This window comes from Allobosea sp. GW823-FHT01F03 (assembly GCF_058798075.1).
In genome coordinates this window covers 3789933-3809304 of record NZ_CM179505.1, presented here as the reverse complement: position 1 = coordinate 3809304, position 19372 = coordinate 3789933, and the positions used below count along the sequence as shown (strand labels likewise).

General features: G+C 68.4%; 19 protein-coding genes and 1 tRNA gene. 11 read left to right on the top strand and 9 right to left on the bottom strand.

What is annotated here, in order from left to right; all coding sequences use genetic code 11:
- Positions 1-154 precede the first annotated feature (154 nt).
- The gene (locus AC3RCC_RS18285) at positions 155-508 is read left to right on the top strand and encodes a hypothetical protein (RefSeq protein ID WP_291636412.1); all 354 of its coding nucleotides are present in this window, start codon (positions 155-157) and stop codon (positions 506-508) included.
- Between the two features lie 82 nt (positions 509-590).
- Here the strand turns inward: AC3RCC_RS18285 and AC3RCC_RS18280 are convergent, their stop codons facing one another.
- Positions 591-1349, bottom strand: a complete 759-nt coding sequence (locus AC3RCC_RS18280; RefSeq protein WP_492256161.1) for a C40 family peptidase — start codon at positions 1347-1349, stop codon at positions 591-593.
- Positions 1350-1762: 413 nt separating this feature from the next.
- Between AC3RCC_RS18280 and AC3RCC_RS18275 the strand changes: the two genes are divergently transcribed.
- Complete coding sequence (locus AC3RCC_RS18275) at positions 1763-2983, top strand: LL-diaminopimelate aminotransferase (protein WP_291636408.1); 1221 nt, start codon at positions 1763-1765, stop codon at positions 2981-2983.
- A gap of 180 nt (positions 2984-3163) precedes the next feature.
- Positions 3164-3595, top strand: coding sequence for a hypothetical protein (locus tag AC3RCC_RS18270; RefSeq protein WP_492256160.1), 432 nt, complete (start codon positions 3164-3166; stop codon positions 3593-3595).
- 6 nt (positions 3596-3601) lie between these two features.
- Here AC3RCC_RS18270 and AC3RCC_RS18265 read toward each other — a convergent pair whose 3' ends face one another.
- Positions 3602-4138, bottom strand: a complete 537-nt coding sequence (locus tag AC3RCC_RS18265) for a peroxiredoxin-like family protein (RefSeq protein WP_492256159.1) — start codon at positions 4136-4138, stop codon at positions 3602-3604.
- Between the two features lie 71 nt (positions 4139-4209).
- Between AC3RCC_RS18265 and AC3RCC_RS18260 the strand changes: the two genes are divergently transcribed.
- The 3 genes from AC3RCC_RS18260 (at position 4210) to glpX (ending at position 7548) form a co-directional block, all read left to right on the top strand.
- Positions 4210-5052, top strand: a complete 843-nt coding sequence (locus AC3RCC_RS18260) for a helix-turn-helix transcriptional regulator (RefSeq protein ID WP_492256158.1) — start codon at positions 4210-4212, stop codon at positions 5050-5052.
- A 79-nt stretch (positions 5053-5131) separates the two neighbouring features.
- Positions 5132-6472: a homoserine dehydrogenase gene (locus AC3RCC_RS18255; RefSeq protein WP_492258798.1), complete on the top strand. Its 1341-nt coding sequence runs from the start codon at positions 5132-5134 to the stop codon at positions 6470-6472.
- Positions 6473-6549: 77 nt separating this feature from the next.
- Complete coding sequence (gene glpX, locus AC3RCC_RS18250) at positions 6550-7548, top strand: class II fructose-bisphosphatase (protein ID WP_291636401.1); 999 nt, start codon at positions 6550-6552, stop codon at positions 7546-7548.
- Between the two features lie 32 nt (positions 7549-7580).
- Here glpX and AC3RCC_RS18245 read toward each other — a convergent pair whose 3' ends face one another.
- Entirely contained in the window at positions 7581-8270 is a 690-nt protein-coding gene (locus AC3RCC_RS18245; RefSeq protein ID WP_492256157.1) for a TetR/AcrR family transcriptional regulator, read from the bottom strand.
- Between the two features lie 178 nt (positions 8271-8448).
- Between AC3RCC_RS18245 and AC3RCC_RS18240 the strand changes: the two genes are divergently transcribed.
- From AC3RCC_RS18240 to AC3RCC_RS18230, 3 genes are read left to right on the top strand one after another with little or no spacing between them, the layout of a single operon-like run.
- Entirely contained in the window at positions 8449-9447 is a 999-nt protein-coding gene (locus tag AC3RCC_RS18240; protein WP_492256156.1) for an efflux RND transporter periplasmic adaptor subunit, read from the top strand.
- A gap of 3 nt (positions 9448-9450) precedes the next feature.
- Positions 9451-10698, top strand: a complete 1248-nt coding sequence (locus AC3RCC_RS18235; RefSeq protein WP_492256155.1) for an ABC transporter permease — start codon at positions 9451-9453, stop codon at positions 10696-10698.
- Positions 10695-11372 (top strand): ABC transporter ATP-binding protein, encoded by a 678-nt coding sequence (locus tag AC3RCC_RS18230; protein WP_492256154.1) that lies wholly within the window; start codon positions 10695-10697, stop codon positions 11370-11372. Before AC3RCC_RS18235 ends, AC3RCC_RS18230 begins: the two co-directional genes overlap by 4 nt.
- Positions 11373-11384: 12 nt before the next feature.
- On the opposite strand, the gene AC3RCC_RS18225 is transcribed toward AC3RCC_RS18230, so the two are convergent.
- Positions 11385-12095: an RlmE family RNA methyltransferase gene (locus AC3RCC_RS18225; protein ID WP_291636391.1), complete on the bottom strand. Its 711-nt coding sequence runs from the start codon at positions 12093-12095 to the stop codon at positions 11385-11387.
- Between the two features lie 14 nt (positions 12096-12109).
- Positions 12110-13207 (bottom strand): Ppx/GppA phosphatase family protein, encoded by a 1098-nt coding sequence (locus tag AC3RCC_RS18220; RefSeq protein ID WP_465247251.1) that lies wholly within the window; start codon positions 13205-13207, stop codon positions 12110-12112.
- A gap of 237 nt (positions 13208-13444) precedes the next feature.
- Between AC3RCC_RS18220 and glpK the strand changes: the two genes are divergently transcribed.
- Positions 13445-14947, top strand: coding sequence for a glycerol kinase GlpK (glpK, locus tag AC3RCC_RS18215; RefSeq protein WP_492256153.1), 1503 nt, complete (start codon positions 13445-13447; stop codon positions 14945-14947).
- 482 nt (positions 14948-15429) lie between these two features.
- Positions 15430-15503 (top strand) — tRNA-Gln (locus AC3RCC_RS18210).
- Between the two features lie 94 nt (positions 15504-15597).
- On the opposite strand, the gene AC3RCC_RS18205 is transcribed toward AC3RCC_RS18210, so the two are convergent.
- Genes AC3RCC_RS18205 through AC3RCC_RS18190 form a run of 4 tightly spaced genes read right to left on the bottom strand, consistent with a single transcriptional unit; the run spans position 15598 to position 19322 of the window.
- Positions 15598-16809, bottom strand: a complete 1212-nt coding sequence (locus tag AC3RCC_RS18205) for an NnrS family protein (protein WP_492256152.1) — start codon at positions 16807-16809, stop codon at positions 15598-15600.
- The gene (locus tag AC3RCC_RS18200) at positions 16806-17546 is read right to left on the bottom strand and encodes an ABC transporter ATP-binding protein (RefSeq protein ID WP_492256151.1); all 741 of its coding nucleotides are present in this window, start codon (positions 17544-17546) and stop codon (positions 16806-16808) included. Before AC3RCC_RS18200 ends, AC3RCC_RS18205 begins: the two co-directional genes overlap by 4 nt.
- Entirely contained in the window at positions 17543-18352 is an 810-nt protein-coding gene (locus tag AC3RCC_RS18195; RefSeq protein WP_452118034.1) for an ABC transporter permease, read from the bottom strand. The genes AC3RCC_RS18200 and AC3RCC_RS18195 overlap by 4 nt, the downstream gene beginning before the upstream one ends.
- Positions 18353-18356: 4 nt before the next feature.
- Positions 18357-19322: an ABC transporter substrate-binding protein gene (locus AC3RCC_RS18190; RefSeq protein WP_492256150.1), complete on the bottom strand. Its 966-nt coding sequence runs from the start codon at positions 19320-19322 to the stop codon at positions 18357-18359.
- Positions 19323-19372 lie beyond the last annotated feature (50 nt).

Here is a 19372-nt window from a genome sequence, read left to right as displayed (position 1 = left end):
CTGGGCCTGCGCACTCTTGCCCTTGCTGCCGGCCGGTGGCCTCATGGTAGCGCTCCCTTGCGATTGCGTTCTGCGGGAGTTGAACTCCGCATTGCGGACCCATTAAGGACCTAACCGATAAGAGTGACAAAGGAAAATCGTGAGAGCCCCGGCAATGCCCCAAGCCCTGGTCCGGACCTCGCCGAAGGTCGTTTGCGCCGCTGCGCTGCTCGGCATGCTGCTCGGCGGCTGTGAGGCTGCGCGCGGCGTCGCGGAGTTCACCGATCTCGCCACCAAGCCGGCCGAGCCCAAGCCCTTCGTGCTCGAAACCAGGCCGCAGGACCCGAAATACGTGCCGGTCGGCACGGCGGTCACGCGCGACGCCAAGCGCAAGACCGTGGAGGAATTCAAGAAGCTCGAGGCTGAGCTCGAAGCGAAGCGGATTTCCAACGAAGCCGCCGGAGTGCAGGCGCAAAGCCTGGGCAAGACGCCGCCGCCCGCGCCGGCGGCGGCGCAGCCGAGCAACTGAGCCCGGGCGAGCCTGCCGGTCACCGTCCAAGGATGGCGGACGGCGATGGGGCTCATGGAAGTTCCGTCGCGCCGATTCGGCCTCAAGGGCCGTCGCCCCATGTCAGAGCCTTGTAGTCGAAGCCCTCATCCAGCCCCGGCTTGACGATCTGGAAATACGGGGAGATGTCGAAATCGGCGGGCGCGTAGAGGCTGAAATGCCGGATGTGCAGCAGTTCCTGATGGCGCCAGTCATCGGGGCCGCGCCGGATCGCCGGGCCGAGCTCGATGCGCGGCAGGATCGGATAGCCGACGCGCTCGAACGCTTCCGCAATCAAGGTCGAGCAGATCGCCCGCGTCGGCTCCCCCGAGCCGAGTGCGATCATGCGGCGGCGCCAGTGCGATGGCACGGGCAGCGTCGGCAGCAGGTAGCGCGCCAGGTCGATGATGTTGCGCGTGTCGTAGCGAATGCCGAGTCGCGAGATCATGAAATCGACCAGGCTGCGCCGGTCGGCGTCGGTCAGTCCGACCGGCCGGCATATGCGCGTGTGAAAATGTTCGAGGTTGGACAAGGGAATCGACCGGCAGCCCGCGTCGAGGACCACTTCGATGAGCGTGTGAGGCTCGTCCCCGGTCTTCGGCGGGCCGAGGACGTTCCCGACATAGAGCGCGGCATGCGACCAGGTCGAATGCGTCAGATATTTGATGGCCGTCGAAACCCGGTTGGAGCCGGCCACGAGCACGACATCTCCCGGCCGCAAGCTGCGCCGCAGTTCCTCGGGATCGGATGGCGTGAAAGGCTCGCGGCCCGGCCGCTCGCGCAGGAGAAACCCGGCGAGCCGTTGGCCAATCCGATCGAGCATCGTTGCGGATAATCTCATGCCGGTCGCGCCTCGCCATGCCGGGGCGGGAGGTCGCGGGGCCCTGCCAGGACGATGGCCCGGGCACTGCGAATCTTCAGCCTGCGATTCGCCTCAGCCATCCCGACAGATAGGCGCCGGCGCATGTCGGGGCGTTGGCGAGCAAATTAATGTTCGGTCAGGTCTCGGGCAAAGCCGAACGTATCGGTGACGCTGACGCTGGAGCGCAGCTTCGCCGTGGCGTTCCGGCGGAGGCTGGTGCCGCGGCTGAGACCTTGCGTCGCGCTTCGACGATTCTTGCGTTTTTGGGCCTGTCGCGCCGAAAGTTGCAGTGCTAGAGCATCTTGGCGCAAGGAATGTGATTTGACGCATTCGGCGCGCCTCAATGCCGGCTCGGCCAGGGACCGTTTAGCAAGATGACCGATTTTCACCGCATCAAGCGTTTGCCGCCTTACGTTTTCGAGCAGGTCAACAAGATCAAGGCAGCCGAGCGAGCCAAGGGCGTCGACATCATCGATCTCGGCATGGGCAATCCCGATTTGCCGGCCCCGAAGCACGTCATCGAGAAGCTGGTCGAGACCGCCGGCAAGCCCCGCACCGACCGCTATTCCGCCTCCAAGGGCATCGCCGGCCTGCGCCGTGCCCAGGCGAATTACTATCAGCGCCGCTTCGGCGTGAAGCTCAATCCGGACACGCAGATCGTCGCCACGCTCGGCTCGAAAGAGGGCTTCGCCAACATGGCGCAGGCGATTACCGGACCGGGCGACGTCGTGCTGGTTCCCAATCCGAGCTATCCGATCCATGCCTTCGGCTTCCTGATGGCCGGCGGCGTCATCCGCTCGGTTCCGGCCGAGCCGACGCCGGCCTTCTTCCCGGCGCTCGAGCGCGCGATGATGCATTCGGTGCCGAAGCCGATCGCGCTCGTCACCTGCTATCCGGCGAACCCGACCGCCTATACCGCCTCGCTGGATTTCTATCGCGATCTCGTCGCCTTCGCGAAGAAGCACGAGCTGATCCTGCTCTCGGATCTCGCCTATGCCGAGGTCTATTTCGACGAGAGCAACCCGCCGCCCTCGATGCTGCAGGTGCCCGGCGCGATCGACGTCACCGTCGAGTTCACTTCGATGTCCAAGACCTTCTCCATGGCCGGCTGGCGCATGGGCTTCGCCGTGGGCAATGAGCGGCTTCTCGCCGCGCTGGCGCGCGTGAAATCCTATCTCGACTATGGCGCCTATACGCCGATCCAGGTCGCCGCCGCGGCGGCTCTGAACGGCCCGGACGACTGCATCCGCGAAATGCGCGAGATCTATCGCAAGCGCCGTGACGCGTTGGTCGAGAGCTTCACCAAGGCGGGCTGGGACTTCCCCGCGCCGCAGGCCTCGATGTTCGCCTGGGTGCCGATCCCGGAGAAATTCCGCCATCTCGGCTCGCTGGAATTCTCGAAGCTCCTGATCGAGAAGGCCGAAGTCGCGGTCGCTCCGGGCATCGGCTTCGGCGAACATGGTGATGATTTCGTCCGCATCGCCATCGTCGAGAACGAGCAGCGCATCCGCCAGGCGGCGCGCAACATCGCCCGCTTCCTCAAGACCGCCGACCAGACGCTGCACAACGTCATCCAGATCCCGAAGGCCGGGTGAGGTCGGCCGCCCTCCGATCTATCGATCCCCGGGGCGGCGTTGCGCCGCCCCCTGCACGTTCCGCGTCTCGACGATGTCGCTGCGGCGTAACGGCGCCGGGGCGCGACGGGGCTGGACCGCATCGCGAAAACATGGGAACCGGAGCGGCCGGAATGGCTGGCTGAGGAGAGGCAGGGGGATATGGTCTCGAAAGGCCGCGTGATCGGGGTCATCTTCGGTCTCTTCGCATTGGTCTGCCTGTTCGCGACCTATGATTTCTCGCGTGGTCGCGCGACCGAAACCGATTCGCCTCTGATCGGGGAGCTGCTGGAGGCGACCAAGGCGCGCGAATGCGGCCGTGACGCCACCGGGATCGTCGAACGCTATCTGCCGATCGGCACGGGACAGGCCGAGGCCGAGAAGATCCTCGCGGAGACGGTGATCCGCCCGCCGAAGCCCTGGTTCTGGAAGCCGGTCAACGAAAATTCGACTGTCTCGCACGGAGACAGCCTCGAGGCGTTGCGCACCATCAAGATCACGGCTTTCGGCAATCAGGTCCTGCGCGTTTATCTCGGCTTCAGCGAGGGCAAGCTGAAGCGCCTCGCGGCAGAGGTGATCTGCCGCTTCGAATAGGCGAGCTCAGACCGCGCCGGTGAACTCGCCGCGTGCCGGGTAGTGGCTCTTGATGACGAAATCGAGCGCTGCGACCATCTCGGCGAAGCTCGGCCGAACGAACGGCATCGACTGGACCGAGAGATAATAGATCGTCCCGTCCGATCGGATCAGGAACACGCCGGGCTCCAAGAACAGCGCCGGCTCTTCGATACCGATCGAGGTCTTGCCGCGAGAGGCCGAGATGTACAGCCCCCAGGCGCGCGCCGTCTCCAGGGCGAGCCCGTAGCCGATCCTGAGCGCTTCGGCGCCGATCTTCTCCGCCATTTCGGCGGCACGGCTCTGGCCGTCGCTGCTGATCGCGATCGTCTCCACGCCGCGGCTGGCGAACTCCGGCACCAGACGCTCGAGTTCCTTCAGATAGGTGGCGCAGAGCGGGCAGTGCAGCCCCCGATAGAAGCAGACCAGAGTGAACCGCTCCGGCGAGGCCGTGCTCAGGTCGAAGCGGCCATGAGCGAGCGTGTCGACGGCAAGGGCGGGAGCGGGCTGGCGGGGTATGAGCATGGGCTGTTCCTGGTTGCTGTTGCAGCTGCCCGACCTTGTTCATATTCTCGGGTATGAGAAATTCAAATGGCATGATCGAAAGTTCCGATCTGGGGCGGGATCGCCTGTCGAGCTTCTTCGCGGCCTTCGATGTCGCCGCGCAGCAGGTCGCGCCCGCCGCGGCCAATCTCATCCTGACCGGGCAGGTCACCGGGCAGGAGCAGGTCTTGCGCTCGCTGGTTTTCCTGCCGCATGGGCCGGGGGCTCATGACGGCGAAGGCGAGGTGCTGGCCGCGGTCAGGATCGACTTCGGCGGCCGGGAAAATCCGCTGATCGCGGCGTTGCCCAGCCGGGTTGAGCTCGCCTTCGAGGCGGCTCCGGCGCTGCTGGCCGTTGCCGAGTTGTTGACGGTCGAGGCCTCGGCGCGGCGCTGCGGCCGGCAGGTCGCGCTCGACAATCTGTGCACGCTGCTGCTGCTCCTGCTGCTGCGCCACATGATCGACCGCGGCACCACCCAGCCTGGGCTGCTGGCCGGGTTGTCGCACCCCCAGCTCTTTCCGGCGCTCGTCGCCATGCAGGATGCGCCGGCGCGCGACTGGCGCGTCGACGACCTCGCGACGATTGCCGGCATGTCGCGCACCCGCTTCATGACCCTGTTTCCGCGCGTGGTGGGGGCGACCCCGATGGCTTATCTCGCCGGCTGGCGGATGGTGCTGGCCCGGCGCGAACTCGAGCGCGGGGGACTCGTCAAGCTGGTCGCCCGGCGGATCGGCTATGGCAGCGCGGCTGCCTTCTCGCGGGCCTATCAGCGCGCTTTCGGCGAGCCGCCGGTCGCAAAACGGCATGGGAGGCGAGCGGAGGAGGGCGCCTCGTCGCGTCAGGCTGAGGCGGAGCGTGGTCCGGTCCGATCGCAATACCTGCCCTCATCGGCATAATCCGACGCATCGCGGCGGATTCCATCGCCCTTCGCCGTTGACTCCCCGCACGCCTCATGCGACCCCGCGCGACATGACCATGCACGCTCCGCCACCTGACTTCCGGCCCCTTCGCGTCGGCATCGCCGGCCTCGGCACCGTCGGTGCGGCGGTCGCCACCATCCTGAAACGGCAGGAGAATGCGCTCGCTGCACGCTGCGGCCGGCCGGTGCGCGTCACCGCGGTTTCGGCACGCGATCGCAATCGCGACCGCGGCATCGATCTTGCCGGCCTGAGCTGGTTCGACGATCCGGTGGCGCTGGCGACTTCGCCGGAAATCGATTGTCTGGTCGAGCTGATCGGTGGCTCCGAGGGACCTGCCAAGCAGGCGGTCGAGGCGGCTCTCGCCGCCGGCAAGCCGGTCGTCACCGCCAACAAGGCGCTGCTTGCCGCCCATGGCGTGGCGCTCGCCGAACTCGCCGAAAGCAAGGGCGCGGCGCTGGCCTTCGAGGCGTCCTCGGCCGGCGGCATTCCGGTGGTGAAGACGCTGCGGGAGGCGCTGGCCGGCAATAATGTCACCCGGCTCTACGGCATCCTCAACGGCACCTGCAATTACATCCTCTCGCGCATGGAGCTGGAGGGGCTGACCTTCGAGGCCTGCCTGAAGGACGCCCAGCGGCTCGGCTATGCCGAGGCCGACCCGACCTTCGACGTCGAGGGCTTCGACACCGCCCACAAGCTCGCGATCCTGACCAGCCTCGCCTTCGGCACGAAGATCGACGCCGAAGCGATTCATGTCGAAGGCATTTCCTCGATCACGCCGCTCGATCTGAAAATGGCCGACGAGCTCGGCTACCGGATCAAGCTGCTCGGCGTCGCCGAGCGCACCAAGACCGGCATCGAGCAGCGCGTCCACCCGACCATGGTGCCGAAGTCGTCTGCCATCGCGCAGGTGATGGGGGTCACCAACGCCGTCACCATCGACGCCGATGCGGTGCGCGAGATCACGCTGGTCGGTCCGGGTGCCGGCGGCGGCCCGACCGCCTCGGCGGTGATCGCCGACATCGCCGATGTCGCCCGCGGCACCGCTGGCCTGCCCTTCGGCCTGCCGGTCGCGCGGCTGGAGGCTCCGGTTCGTGCCGAGATGCAGCGCCATGAGGGCGGGTACTACATCCGTCTGGCGGTCGCCGACCGGCCGGGCGCGGCTGCCGCGATCGCGACCCGCATGGCCGAGGCGAACATCTCGCTCGAGAGCATCGTCCAGCGCCGTTCGGAGGCCGCTGCGGCGCGCGATCCCGGTGGGCGCTCCGGTGCGCCGGTCCCGGTCGTTCTGATCACCTATGCCACCAGCGAACGCGCGATCCGCGGCGCGCTGGAGAAGGTCGGCGCCGACGGCCATATTTCGGAAGCCCCGCAGGTCATCCGCATCGAACGCGAATAGGATGGCGGCCGGGCGGTCGCGGAGTGCTTCCGCTGCCGGTTACCGCGCCGCCGACCGCCGAAAATAGAGGAAACACCATGTCCGTCGATCTTCGCATCTCGCCCGACCAGATCATCGAGCGCTATCTCTCGATGGAACTGGTGCGCGTCACCGAGCGCGCCGCCGTCGCCGCCGCCCGCCTGCGCGGCCATGGCGACGAGAAGGCCGCCGACCAGGCCGCCGTCGACGCGATGCGGCGCGAGCTCAACCGCCTGCCGATCGACGGCGAAATCGTCATCGGCGAGGGCGAGCGCGACGAGGCGCCGATGCTCTTCATCGGCGAGAAGGTCGGCAACAAGCAGGGCCCGAAGGTCCACATCGCCGTCGATCCGCTGGAAGGCACGACGCTCTGCGCCAAGGACATGCCCGGTTCGATCGCCGTGATGGCGATGGCCGGCGCCGGCCATCTGCTCTACGCGCCCGACGTCTACATGGACAAGATCGCCATCGGCCCGGGCTACCCGGCCGGCATCGTCGACCTCGACGCCTCGGCCGCCGACAACATCAACGCGCTGGCCAGGGCCAAGGGCGTCAAGCCGCATGAGATCAACACGCTGATCATGGACCGCCCGCGCCATGAGAAGCTGATCGCCGAAGTCCGCAAGACCGGCGCCTCGATCCGCCTGATCACCGATGGCGACGTCGCCGGCGTGATCTTCTGCACCGAGCCGGAGAAGACCGGTATCGACCTTTATCTCGGCATTGGCGGCGCCCCCGAGGGCGTTCTCGCCGCGGCGGCGCTGCGCTGCGTCGGCGGCCAGATGCAGGGCCGCCTGATCCTCGACACCGAGGAGAAGCGCCAGCGCGCCGCGACCATGGGCGTCAAGGACCCGAACAAGAAATACGACATGGCCGAGATGGCCTCGGGCGACGTCATCGTCTGCGCCACCGGCGTCACCGATGGCGGCATGCTCTCCGGCGTGCGCTTCGGGCCCGAGGTGATCGAGACCGAGACCATCGTCTACCGCTCGATCACCGGCACGGTCCGCCGGATCTATGGCGAGCATCGCGAATTCGCGAAGTTCAACCTCGACTGAGACGCTGCGGCGGAGAGGGGCGGCGCGTGCTTTCAGCGCGCCGTCATCACCGCCCGCATGAAGCCCGCCTCGACGAAGATCACGCTGCCGTCCGGCAGGCCGAGGATCCGGTTGACCGCGAGGCCGAGAAACTGGAAGCGCCGCTCGAGCGCTTCGATCGCCGCTTCTTCTTCCGCTGTTCCAGAGACCGCGATCGCTCGTCCCCAGGCGTCATGGGCGCTGGCGCCGAGGTGCAGGATCGTCTCGGCCGTATCCTCCGGCTCCGACACGGCGAACACGCCTTCGGCCGCCCCTTCGGCGATAATGCCGGCGAGCACCGGCAGCATCACCGCGATCGAGGCGGCGTTGACCCGGTGGTAGAGCACGATGTTCTCCGGGCGGAAAACCACGTCGAAGGCCGCCCGCAGCTTCGGCGCATCCTCCAGATTGGTCTGGCGCGAGCGGGCGAGGAAGCTGTTCAGGCGGGCGAGGGCGCCGAGGCTGGGGTCGTCGAGCACATCGCGGAGCTTGGCGACCGCCTCATGCGCCAGACGGGCGGCGAGCGCCTCCAGCAACTCCTCCTTCGACGCGAAATGGTGGTAGAAGCCGCCCTTCGAAATGCCCGCCTTGGCGATGATGTCGCTGATCGTCGTGCCCTCATAGCCATGCTCGAAGAACAGCGCCTGCGCGCAGTCGAGTAGCTCGCTCCTGCGATCCTCCGGATGTTTGACGATGCGCGGCATGCGGTTCCGATCTCGCGTCTTCTTGACGACCGACCCGCGGTCGGTAAAATGACCGACGGTCGGTCTGGTGCATGATACGGCTATGGCGGCGGGTGATGCAACGGCGATCACGCGTCGACGGGCCTGCCTTGCAGCCGATTTCGTCAGCTCGCCGCCGAGGCCTGCGCAGGGGAATGCCGTGAAGATCGTTCGCAGCCTCATCGTGCTCGTCGTGTTGTCGGGGGCAGGCGCGGCCTTCTGGTCCTATAGCCGGCCCGCGGCGGTCGCGACCGTGACCGCCAGGCGCGGCGATGCCGCCGATATCGTCTACGCCACCGGCGTCGTCGAGCCGCGCAACTGGGCCAAGGTCACGCCGCTCGTGCGCGAGCGCATCGTCGAGCGCTGCGATTGCGAGGGCCGCCGGGTCGAGAAGGGCGAGGTCCTGGCCAGACTCGACAGCGTCCTCGCCGAGACCGCCCTCGCCGAGCTCAAGGCCCGCCACAAACTCGCCGCTGCCGAGCACGAGCGCCAGGCCGTCCTCGTCGAGCGCAACGTCATGAGCCAGCAGGCGCTCGACCGGGTCCGCAGCGAGGTCGGGCAGGCGGCGGCGCTGGTCGCCGGCCAGACCGCCCGGCTGGAGAACTACATCCTGCGGGCGCCGATGAGCGGCACCGTCCTGCGCCGCGATGGCGAGGTCGGCGAGATCGCCGAGCCCGGAACGGTGCTGTTCTGGATCGGCGAAGCGAAGCCGCTGCGCATCGTCGCCGAGGTGAACGAGGAGGACATCCCGCAGGTCAAGCCGGGCCAGCGCGCCCTGATCCGGGCCGATGCCTTTCCCGGACGGACGCTGGAGGCGACGGTCGACAGCATCACCCCCAAGGGCGATCCGGTCGCCAAGAATTACCGCGTCTATCTCGCTCTGCCCGACGACACGCCGCTGCTGATCGGCATGACTGCCGAGCTCAACATCATCGTGCGTGTCGCGCGCAACGCGCTGCTGCTGCCGGTCAACGCGGTCCAGGGCAATGCCGTCGTGCTCGCCGAGGGGGATGTCGCCCGCCGTCGCGAACTCGCGATCGGCATTCGCGGCACCGGCGAGGTCGAGGTGCTGTCGGGCCTGCCCGAAGAGGCGCGCGTCATCGCGCCCTATCCGGACAAGCTGGGCGAGGGCGCCCGTATCCGGCTGCGGGATGAGTAAGCGATGCCGCTGATCCTGACACTCGCGCTGACGCATATCATGGGGCGGGGCCGGCAGACGCTGGTCGCCGTGCTCGGCGTCGCGCTCGGCGTCGGCTTCTCGATCGCCATGGCCTCGCTGATGCAGGGCGGCGAGGATGATTTCATCGCCAAGCTCGTCGACACCATGCCGCATGTCGACGTCACCGACGAGCGCCGCGCCGCGCGTCGCCAGCCGGCGCAGGACGAGTTCGCGGCGCTGCACATCGCCGGACTGCGCCCCCGGGAGGACCGGCGCGGCATCCTGAACCCGACGGAAGTGACAGCGATGCTGCGCGCCTGGGTGCCCGGCAAGATGGCGCTCAGCCTGAAGACGCAGGGCGTGGTGCGCTATGCCGGGCGCGATGTCGGCATCGGCATCATCGGCGTCGAGCCGCTGGCCGAGATGCAGATATCCTCGCTGACCAAGGATTTCCGTCAGGGCAGCTTCGCCGCGCTGATCGCCGGCGGCAACAACATCGTGGTCGGCAGCCGGCTGGCGCAGCGCCTCGGAGCTGGGCTGGGCACGACGGTGACGGTCGTCTCCGCGACCGGCCAGAGCCGCGCCTTCAAGATCGTCGGCCTGTTCCACACCGGCACCACCGCCCGCGACGAGGGCGAGGGCTATGTCCTGCTCAAGAACGCCCAGATCCTGAGCGAGCGGCCGAACGCGATCAACGAGATCCGCCTCAAGCTCGACGATCCCAACGCCGCGCCACAGGTCGCACGGCGGGCCGAGGCGCAGATCGGCTACAAGGCCGTCGCCTGGCAGGAGGCGAATGAATCGCTGCTCGAGGCTTTGGTGATCCGCAATGTCATCATGTACACGGTGGTCGGCGCCATCCTGCTCGTCGCCGGCTTCGGCATCTTCAACATCATCTCGACGATCACCCATGAGAAGGCGCGCGACATCGCCATTCTCAAATCGCTGGGGTTTACCGAGGCCGATATGCGCCGGCTTTTCCTGCTGGAGGGGCTGGCGCTCGGCGCCTGCGGCTCGCTGATCGGCTGGGCGGTCGGCTTCGGGCTCTGCTTCGCGCTCTCGCTCGTCCGCTTCGAGCTCTCGGGCGCAGCCGTGGCACAGGAGATCACGCGCCTGCCCCTGGCCTGGAGCATCTGGCACTATCTGATCGCCGCGGGCTTCGCCCTGACCTCGGCCGCCATCGCCGGCTATCTGCCGGCGCGGCAGGCGGCGCGGCTCAACCCGGTCGACATCATCCGGGGGGCGACATGAGCGCGCTGATCGAGACCGCGGGGCTGACCCGGGTCCTGCCCGGAATCGTGCCGGTGACGCTGGTGCAGGACGTGACTTTTTCGATCGGCGAGGGCGAATTCGTCGCGATCACCGGCCCGTCCGGCTCCGGCAAGTCGTCGCTGCTTTATCTGCTCGGCCTGCTCGACCGGCCAAGCGCCGGCGTGCTGCGCATTTCCGGTCGCGACACGGCGGCGCTCGGCGAGCGCGAGCGGGCGCAGATCAGGCTGGCGACGCTCGGCTTCGTCTTCCAGTTCCACTTCCTGCTGCCGGAATTCACCGTGCGCGAGAATGTCGAGATTCCGATCCGGCGGCTCGGGCGCCTCGACAAGGCCGCGATGCGGGCGCGCTCGACGCAACTGCTCGAAGCGCTCGGCCTTGCCGGCCATCTCGACAAGCGGCCCGATCAGCTTTCCGGAGGCCAGCGTCAGCGGGTCGCGGTCGCCCGTTCTCTGGCGAACGATCCGCCGATCGTGCTGGCCGACGAGCCGACAGGCAGCCTCGACAGCAAGAACTCGGAGCAGGTCTTCGCGATCCTCGATGCGCTGGTGCGCGAGCGCGGCAAGACCGTCATCGCCGTGACCCATGACGCCGACATGGCCGCGCGGGCGAGCCGGCGCATCCATCTCGTCGATGGCAGGCTGGCTGCAATCTGAGCCGGGCGCTCGTCAGTCTTCGGAGACTGGCTCGTTCTTACGCCGGAAACCCGTCGCGAGCACGTAGAGCTCGGAGGAATCGGCGCGGCTCGCCGCCGGCTTGAGATTGCGCACGCTGGTGAAGTCGCGCTTGAGCTGGCTGAGCAGTTCGGCGCTGTCGCCGCCCTGGAACAGCTTGGCCAGGAAGAATCCGCCTGGCGCCAGCACGTCATTGGCGAATTCGAGCGCCGCCTCGGCCAGGCCGATGATCTTGAGGTGATCGGTCTTCTTGTGGCCGGTGGTGTTGGCCGCCATGTCCGACATCACGCCATCGGCCTTGCCGCCCAGTTTCTCGGTCAGCAGGGCAGGGGCCTCATCGGCCATGAAATCGAGCTGGATCAGCTCGACCCCCGGAATCGGGTCGACCGGCAGAAGGTCGATGCCGACGATCCGGCCCTTGCCCTTCTCGAGCCCGATCTTCGCCGCGGCGACCTGGCACCAGCCGCCCGGCGCGCAGCCGAGATCGAGCAGCTTCTGGCCGGGTTTCAGAAATTTGTAGCGCTCGTCCATCTCGGCGAGCTTGAAGGCCGCCCGCGAGCGATAGCCCATTTCGCGGGCGCGCTTGACATAGGGATCGTTCAGCTGCCGCTCGAGCCAGAGCTGCGAGGAATGGCTGCGCTTGGCCGGCTTCTTGACCTTGACGCGCAGGTCGCGGGCGCCGCCGCTCGGTTTGGACGGGTTCATGCCCTGCACTTAGCTCATTGGCGGCGTCGCCACCAAGCCCGGTCTTCATGCATCATGCGCAGGAGTATGCCCTCGCGCAGGCCGCGATCGGCGATCCGCACCATCGGGCTCGGAAAGGCCCGCCGGATCGCCTCGAAAATGGCGCAGCCCGCCAGTACGAGATCGGCCCGGTCGCGGCCGATGCAGGCATTGGCCTGGCGCTGCGAATAATCCATCGCCACGAGCTCGTCGATCACGCTTAGCACGTCCGCCTCGCGCATCCAGAGCCCGTCGACCTGGCGGCGATCATAGCGCGGCAGCCGCAGATGGATGCCCGCGACGGTGGTGACCGTGCCGGAGGTGCCGAGCAGGTGGAAGCCTGCAGCCAGGCGCGCGGTCGCGGCCTTGTCTGCGAACGGCTTCAGCGCGGCACTGCAGTCCGTCACCATCCGCTCGAACAGCTCGCGCCCGACTTCGACGCCGCCATAGCGCTCGGCGACCGAGACCACGCCGATCGGCAGCGAAGCCCATTCGCGGATTCGCGCGGCCGGATCGCGCCCGGATTCGCGGCCACCGAGCCAGACGATCTCGGTCGAGCCGCCGCCAATGTCGAAGACGATGACCGAATCGGCGCCGGGCGCCGCCAGCGCGGCGCAGCCGGTGACGGCGAGCGAGGCCTCGGTGCGCTGGTCGACGATCTCGAGCTCGAGCTGGGCCTCGCGCCCGACGCGCTGCACGAAGTCGACGCCGTTTGCCGCCGACCGGCAGGCTTCGGTGGTGACCAGCCGAGCGCGGGTGACGCCGCGATGGTCCATCTTGCTCTTGCAGATCTTCAGCGCCTCGACGGCGCGCTCCATCGCGCCTTCACCGAGCCGCCCGCTCGCCGAAAGCCCTTCGCCGAGCCGCACGATTCGCGAGAAGGCATCGACGACGCGAAAACCATGCTGGGCGGGCCGCGCGATCAGCAGGCGGCAATTATTGGTGCCGAGATCGAGCGCGGCATAGGTCGCGGCCGGGCGGCGCGGATGGCTCGGTGCCTCCCGGCCGCCGGCGCTGGCCACGACGCCATCCCCCGTCGCAGCGCGGGCTGCCACGGCGGGGCCGTCCGATTCCTGGCGGTCCTCGACCGTCACCTTGCAATCCTTTGCCGGCCGGGGTCATCGCGATGACCCGCCGGAGCCCGGCCAGAAGCCGGAGCGTTTCCATTCCCGGGCAGCGTAACAACAGCGCGACGCGCCTGCCAAGCAGAACCTGCGAAGGCGAAGCATTGCCTGCCGGCAAGGGCGCTTGCCTGAACAGCGGCTTGGCGGCAAAGCTCCGGCTGCATCGGGGCACCGGACCCGGGCGGCGAAGGCGAGGGGAGAGACGGCATGGCGGCGCGGCACCTGATCCTGGCGATCGACCAGGGCACCACTTCCTCGCGCGCCATCCTGTTCGATGCGCAATTGCAGCCGGTGACCAGCGCCCAGCAGGAGTTCGTGCAGCACTACCCGGCTTCCGGCTGGGTCGAGCACGAGCCGGAGGATCTCTGGGAGAGCACGCTGGCGGTTTGTCGCGAGGCGCTCGCCCAGGCCGGGGCAGGGGCCGGCGAGGTCGCCGCCATCGGCATCACCAATCAGCGCGAAACCACGCTGCTCTGGGACCGGCGCACCGGCGCGGCGATCCACCGCGCCATCGTCTGGCAGGATCGGCGCACCGCCGAGCGCTGCGCTGCGCTTGAAGCGCGAGGCCATGGCGATCTGGTCGCTGCCCGCACCGGACTACGCCTCGATCCCTATTTCTCGGGCAGCAAGATCGCCTGGATCCTCGACAATGTGCCTGGCGCGCGCGAACGGGCGGAGCGCGGCGAGCTCGCCTTCGGCACGGTCGATTCCTTTCTGCTCTGGCGCCTGACCGGCGGGCGCGTCCATGCCACTGACGCGACGAACGCCTCGCGCACCATGCTGTTCGACATCCATCGCGGCGAATGGGACGCGGATCTGCTCGCCCTGCTCGACATTCCCGCTTCGCTGCTGCCGGAGGTGCGGGATTGCGCCGCGCTGTTCGGCGAGACCGAACCCGATCTGTTCGGCGCTGCCATTCCGATTCGCGGCATCGCCGGCGATCAGCAGGCCGCAACCATCGGCCAGGCCTGCTTTTCGCCTGGCATGCTGAAATCGACCTATGGCACCGGCTGCTTCGCGCTGCTCAACACAGGCGCCAAGGCCGTCGCTTCGCAAAGCCGGCTTTTGACCACCATCGCCTATCAGTTCGGCGGCGAGCGTCACTATGCGCTCGAGGGCTCGATCTTCATCGCCGGCGCCGCGGTGCAATGGCTGCGCGATGGACTCGGCATCATCGAGCGGGCCTCCCAGAGCGGGCCGCTGGCCGCCAATGCCGATCCCGGCCAGCAGGTCTATCTCGTGCCGGCCTTCACCGGGCTCGGCGCCCCACATTGGGACGCCAAGGCCCGCGGCGCCATGTTCGGCCTGACTCGCAATACCGGCCCGCGCGAATTCGCTCGCGCGGCGCTGGAAGCGGTCTGCTTCCAGACACTCGACCTGCTCGAGGCGATGCGCGCCGACTGGCCGGAGGCCGAAGGGGCAGGGACGGTGCTGCGCGTCGATGGAGGCATGGTCGCCTCCGATTGGACGATGCAGCGCCTCGCCGACATCCTTTCCGCGCCCGTGGACCGTCCGGAGGTGCTCGAGACCACGGCTCTCGGCGCTGCCTATCTCGCCGGCCTCGACGCAGGCCTGCTGCCCGAGCCGGCCCAGTTCGGCGATCGCTGGCGGCTGGAGCGTCGCTTCACGCCGACCCTGGCGGCAGAACCGCGCCGGGCGCTGGTCGCGGGCTGGCGCGATGCGGTGCGCCGCACGCTGAGCAGCGCATAGCCTTAGGGCGGACCGACGCAGCGGTCGCTCCGCGCGGGCGCTGCCGGAGAGAAAGACGGCACGGGAGCGTCTGCTCGACCGGCAGGGGCCTTGGCTCATGGCCTCGCTTCACGGCCTCGGGCAGCTGCTCCGGTTGCTTGGACCCGTGGCTGCCAGCCAGCTCCGGCGGGCTCCGGCTCGCTTTCCTGCGTCCTTTCACGAACCATTCCCAGCTTCCTTGCCCAGCCTTCTTGCCCGTCGCGCGGGCCGCCGCTGTGCCGCAGTGGCTGCGCGCGCCGCTTGCCCGCCAGCTTCTGGCGAGGTGCCGAGAGGCTGGCTGCATCTGCTTGGCTCCTGGCGCCGTTGGCGGACGTTCGGGCGGCGAGCGCCGGGGCCTGTACAATCTTTCACGCCGGCCTGTCGAAATCTGTCACACAAGGCTTGCAACCATCGCCGAGGTTCGTTAGACCCGCGCCATCCGACGCGACGCACAGCGCGCCCGTTGGGGGATCGTCTAACGGTAGGACCCCAGACTCTGACTCTGGTTGTCTAGGTTCGAATCCTAGTCCCCCAGCCACTTCTCTAAGTGGTTGATTTAAGGCAAAAATCAAAAGCGCGATAACAAATCGGAGTGACGCTGCAGGCTGTCGCGCCGCGCGCCTGGTTGTTCTTCAACCGCAGCCGCTGTCCTCGCCTTTCCCCGCATTGAGGATAGGCCAGAAGCCGACCAGCCAGATCGCGAAGGCAGCCGACCAGAGCATGGCAGCCAGGGTGTAGTGCAGTCCCGCCAGGCCGGCACCAATGCCGAGTTCCGGCAGCGTCCGGACGAGGCCGGCGGCGGCCATCGCGCCCAGTGCATATTTCGCGGAGGCCGGAAGCACGAGGTCGCGGCCGCTATGGCGCAGGCCCGCGATGACGAAGACCGCCATCACGGCCAGCCCGAGCGCACCGACCGAGAGCAGGTGCAGCCCGGTCGTCGGCGAGAGCGGGGCGCCGAGTCCGGAAAGGCCGATCGCCAGGAAACCCAGCCCGCCATAGGTATTGGCGGTGGCCAGCGCCAACACCTCCGCCCGCAGCACGGCGCGGCCGATGAACCACTCCGCCAGCCTGTCGAAAAAGGCTGCGGCCGCCGCCAAAGCGAGCCAGGCCGAGACGGCCGAATCCGGCCAGAGCAGTGCCGCGGCGAGCTGGAGCGAAACCAGGCCGGCCGTCAGGTTCTGGCGGCCGGGATGCGGGCGATAGGGCGTCGTCTCGCCGCTCGGATCGAGCGCATGGTTGACTACCACGACATTGATCCTTGCAATCGCGAGCGACAGGAAGACCAGGAAGACCGCGAGCGCCGCATGCAGCAGGCGCCCGGACAGCGCCGTCTCGCCGGTCAGCCAGGCGGCGCGGATCGCGAGTTCGAGCAGCGCGAAGAGACCGACCCAAAGCACGAAGGAGCCATGGCGGGTGCTGCGGCGCGTGACCAGCGGCGTGGCGACGAAGAAGAGCAGCAGCAGGAGAAAGGCAAGATCGGTTGCAGCGGCGATGATGATCAGCGCATCGGCGCCGACGAGGCCGATCAGCCTGCCCGGCAGCCAGAGCCCGGCCAGCAGCAGCAGGGCTTTGCCGCTGCGCGCCTCGGTATCCGTCCATTCCGGCATGGCCGAGGCGAGGAAGCCGGCGAGCGCCGCGCCATAGGTGCCGAAGATCATCTCATGGGCATGCCACTGCCCGGGTGGAACCTCCCGTGCGAAGGGCAGGCCGAGGCCGAACAGCGCGACCCAGGCGAGCGGCAGCAGCACGGCATGGGCGGCCGCGAGCGGGAAGAACAGCTTGAGCCCTTCGGCGAGCAGGGGATGGCGGACGCCCGTGGCAGCGTTGATGCTGTGCTGGCTCATGCCCTGTCCCGATCCGGGTCGAACAGCTCGGCGAAGGCGGGCTCGTGCATCCAGCCCTGGACCGTCTCGAAGATCGTCCGGTCGTCGCGCGCGCCGGGCGTGCCCGCGATCGTTCGGTCGACGCGAATGCTGCCGTCGCGGCCGGACATGACGAGGATGCGGTGGGCCAGCCGCGCCGCCTCCGAGAGATCGTGCGTGACGAACAGAGCCGCGAATTTTTCGCGCGCCGAGGCGGTGATGACGAGATCCTGCAAGACGCGCCGCAGGCCGACATCGACCGCCGTGAATGGCTCGTCGAAGAAGACCACCTCCGGATCGACGGCGAGCGCCCGGGCCACCGCCGCCCGCTGGCGCATGCCACCGGAGAGCTCGGCCGGATATTTGTCGAGGTCGCGCGGGTGCAGACCGACCTCGGTGGCCCGTGCGTCGGCAATAGCGTGACGCTCCTCGCGGCCGATTCCGCGCGCCGCGAGCCCGTAGGCGATGTTGTCGCGCGTGCGCTGCCAGGGCAGCAGGCGCGGCTCCTGGAAGACCACGGCATGGCGCCGATACTCGCGCCGCACCCGTCCGCGCAGCGGATCGACCAGCCCTGCCGCGATCTGCAGCGCCGTGGTCTTGCCGCAGCCGGAGGGGCCGACCAGCGCCAGCACCTCGCCTGCGTCGAGGCGGAGCGTCAGATTCTCAAAGACTGCGCGGCCGAGAAAGGCATGGCCGATGCGTTCGAGTGCGAGCCTCATCGCTTCACACCCCAGGGCCGCCCGGCCTCGCGCCATTGCTCGAGCCGGTCACGCAAGGGCTGGATCAGCACATATTCGGTGAAGAGCGCAAAGCCGACGACGGCGAGCACCAGTGCGGTGACGCGCGGAATGTCGAACAGCGCCCGCGCGCTGGCGAGATCGCCCCCGAGCCCGCCGGCATTGGAGAGCAATTCCGCCATGACCGTGACCTTCCAGGCCGAGCCGGCGGTCGTCGTCCAGGCCGGAAAAAGATAGGAGACGAGATGCGGCGCCGTCACCGTACGCAGCCGCATGAAACGGCCGGCGCCAAAACTCTTCGCCATGGCTTCGAGAGCCCGGTCGCGCGTCGCGACGCCTTCCAGCCCGCCGGCGAAGGAGATCGGCAGCGAGGCGACCACCACCGTCAGCACCGCAGTCCCGCCCTTGGCGCCGAACCAGATCAGGGCGAGCACGATCCAGGCGATCGGCGGCACGCCGAGGATCACCGTCACGATCGGCCGCATCAAGCGCATCGCCGCAAAGGAATAGCCCGCTGCGATGCCGGCGCTCGTGCCGACCGCGACCGAAAGCAGGAAGCCGAGGCCGGCGCGCTGTGCCGTCTCCAGCGCCGCGACGCGGAAATCAGGCTCGCCGATCAACCTGGCGACCTCCTGCCCGGTTTCCAGTGGCGATGGCAGCACGAACGAACCGTAGAGCTCATGTCCCGCCTGCCAGGCGGCGGCGAGGCAGAACAGCCCGGCGGCACCCGCCCAGGCCGACCAGAGATAGCGGCCGAGCCAGCCGAGGAAGGCGAGAATGGCAGCCATGTGGTCAGAGGGCGTAGAAGCTGTCGCCCGGCAATTTTCCACCGATGATGCGCGGATCGCCCTCGGCCAGCGCCGCGAACAGCTTCTCCAGATCGGGGCGCGCCGCGGAGGCGGGCTGAACGACGAGATTGCTGAAGGGCACGGCGCGGGCCAGCACCGGGCCCGGCAGCTGGAACAGCGTTGCGGCGTCCGAGGCGACGGCCGAGGGATCGGCCAGCACGGCGGCGAGCGCGGCCTCCATCCCCTGCTGCAAGGTTCGGATGCCGGCCTCGCCGAGCTCACGGCCGAGCGGATCGCTGATCGCGAGCCCCGCTTGCGGCAGGCTCGCGGCCCCGGTCGCCTTCTGCCATGCTAGGCGCGTGTCGATGGCACGCTCCAGCTCCTTGCCACGCAGGCCGGCGAGCAGGAGCGCGCCGGCCGAGGCCGGCTCGGAAAGCAGTGCCGCATCGGCACGGCCGGCGAGCAGGAGCTGCACCGCCTCGGGCGGCGTGCCGGAATAGTCGATGCTCAGTGCGTCGGGCGTGATCTGGCTGAAGGCGAGCAGGCGCCGGAAGATGAAGTCCGGCATGTCGTTCTTGAACGGCACGACGACGCGCTTGCCCTTGAGATCCGCCAGGGTCTTCACCGTGCCGGCGGGCGCGACGACGCTGAGCAGCCCCTGGGTCAGGATGTTGACCAGCCGCAGGCCGAGGCCGCGATTATGGAGATTGGCGGCGGCATAACTCGGCATCACCACCGCCTTCATCGTGCCGGAGGACAGGCCCGCCCGCATCTCGTCGGGCGTGCGCCAGATCCTGACCTCGACCGGCATCGGAAGCGCCTTCAGCGCCGCTTGGCGCGCTGCAGCGACCAGCAGCAGGCCGGGCGTGGCCGGCGGCCCCCAGAGCAGCAGCGGCTCCGCTGCGCGCGCGACATGCGGCATGGCAAGGCTGGCCGCGGCGGCGGCGAGGAAATGGCGGCGGTCGAGCATGATGCCCTCCTTGGCGCGGGCCAAACCGGCTGCCGCGCGTTCTGAATGGT

What these genes read in the sequence shown, in the direction of transcription:
- AC3RCC_RS18260 (WP_492256158.1), top strand. Translation starts at nt 4,210, where the DNA reads ATGATCGAAAGTTCCGATCTGGGGCGGGATCGCCTGTCGAGCTTCTTC.
- AC3RCC_RS18245 (WP_492256157.1), bottom strand. Translation starts at nt 8,270, where the DNA reads ATGCCGCGCATCGTCAAACATCCGGAGGATCGCAGGAGCGAGCTACTC.
- AC3RCC_RS18230 (WP_492256154.1), top strand. Translation starts at nt 10,695, where the DNA reads ATGAGCGCGCTGATCGAGACCGCGGGGCTGACCCGGGTCCTGCCCGGA.
- AC3RCC_RS18270 (WP_492256160.1), top strand. Translation starts at nt 3,164, where the DNA reads ATGGTCTCGAAAGGCCGCGTGATCGGGGTCATCTTCGGTCTCTTCGCA.
- glpX (WP_291636401.1), top strand. Translation starts at nt 6,550, where the DNA reads ATGTCCGTCGATCTTCGCATCTCGCCCGACCAGATCATCGAGCGCTAT.
- glpK (WP_492256153.1), top strand. Translation starts at nt 13,445, where the DNA reads ATGGCGGCGCGGCACCTGATCCTGGCGATCGACCAGGGCACCACTTCC.
- AC3RCC_RS18255 (WP_492258798.1), top strand. Translation starts at nt 5,132, where the DNA reads ATGCACGCTCCGCCACCTGACTTCCGGCCCCTTCGCGTCGGCATCGCC.
- AC3RCC_RS18235 (WP_492256155.1), top strand. Translation starts at nt 9,451, where the DNA reads ATGCCGCTGATCCTGACACTCGCGCTGACGCATATCATGGGGCGGGGC.
- AC3RCC_RS18265 (WP_492256159.1), bottom strand. Translation starts at nt 4,138, where the DNA reads ATGCTCATACCCCGCCAGCCCGCTCCCGCCCTTGCCGTCGACACGCTC.
- AC3RCC_RS18285 (WP_291636412.1), top strand. Translation starts at nt 155, where the DNA reads ATGCCCCAAGCCCTGGTCCGGACCTCGCCGAAGGTCGTTTGCGCCGCT.
- AC3RCC_RS18200 (WP_492256151.1), bottom strand. Translation starts at nt 17,546, where the DNA reads ATGAGGCTCGCACTCGAACGCATCGGCCATGCCTTTCTCGGCCGCGCA.
- AC3RCC_RS18195 (WP_452118034.1), bottom strand. Translation starts at nt 18,352, where the DNA reads ATGGCTGCCATTCTCGCCTTCCTCGGCTGGCTCGGCCGCTATCTCTGG.
- AC3RCC_RS18275 (WP_291636408.1), top strand. Translation starts at nt 1,763, where the DNA reads ATGACCGATTTTCACCGCATCAAGCGTTTGCCGCCTTACGTTTTCGAG.
- AC3RCC_RS18280 (WP_492256161.1), bottom strand. Translation starts at nt 1,349, where the DNA reads ATGCTCGATCGGATTGGCCAACGGCTCGCCGGGTTTCTCCTGCGCGAG.
- AC3RCC_RS18205 (WP_492256152.1), bottom strand. Translation starts at nt 16,809, where the DNA reads ATGAGCCAGCACAGCATCAACGCTGCCACGGGCGTCCGCCATCCCCTG.
- AC3RCC_RS18190 (WP_492256150.1), bottom strand. Translation starts at nt 19,322, where the DNA reads ATGCTCGACCGCCGCCATTTCCTCGCCGCCGCCGCGGCCAGCCTTGCC.
- AC3RCC_RS18225 (WP_291636391.1), bottom strand. Translation starts at nt 12,095, where the DNA reads ATGAACCCGTCCAAACCGAGCGGCGGCGCCCGCGACCTGCGCGTCAAG.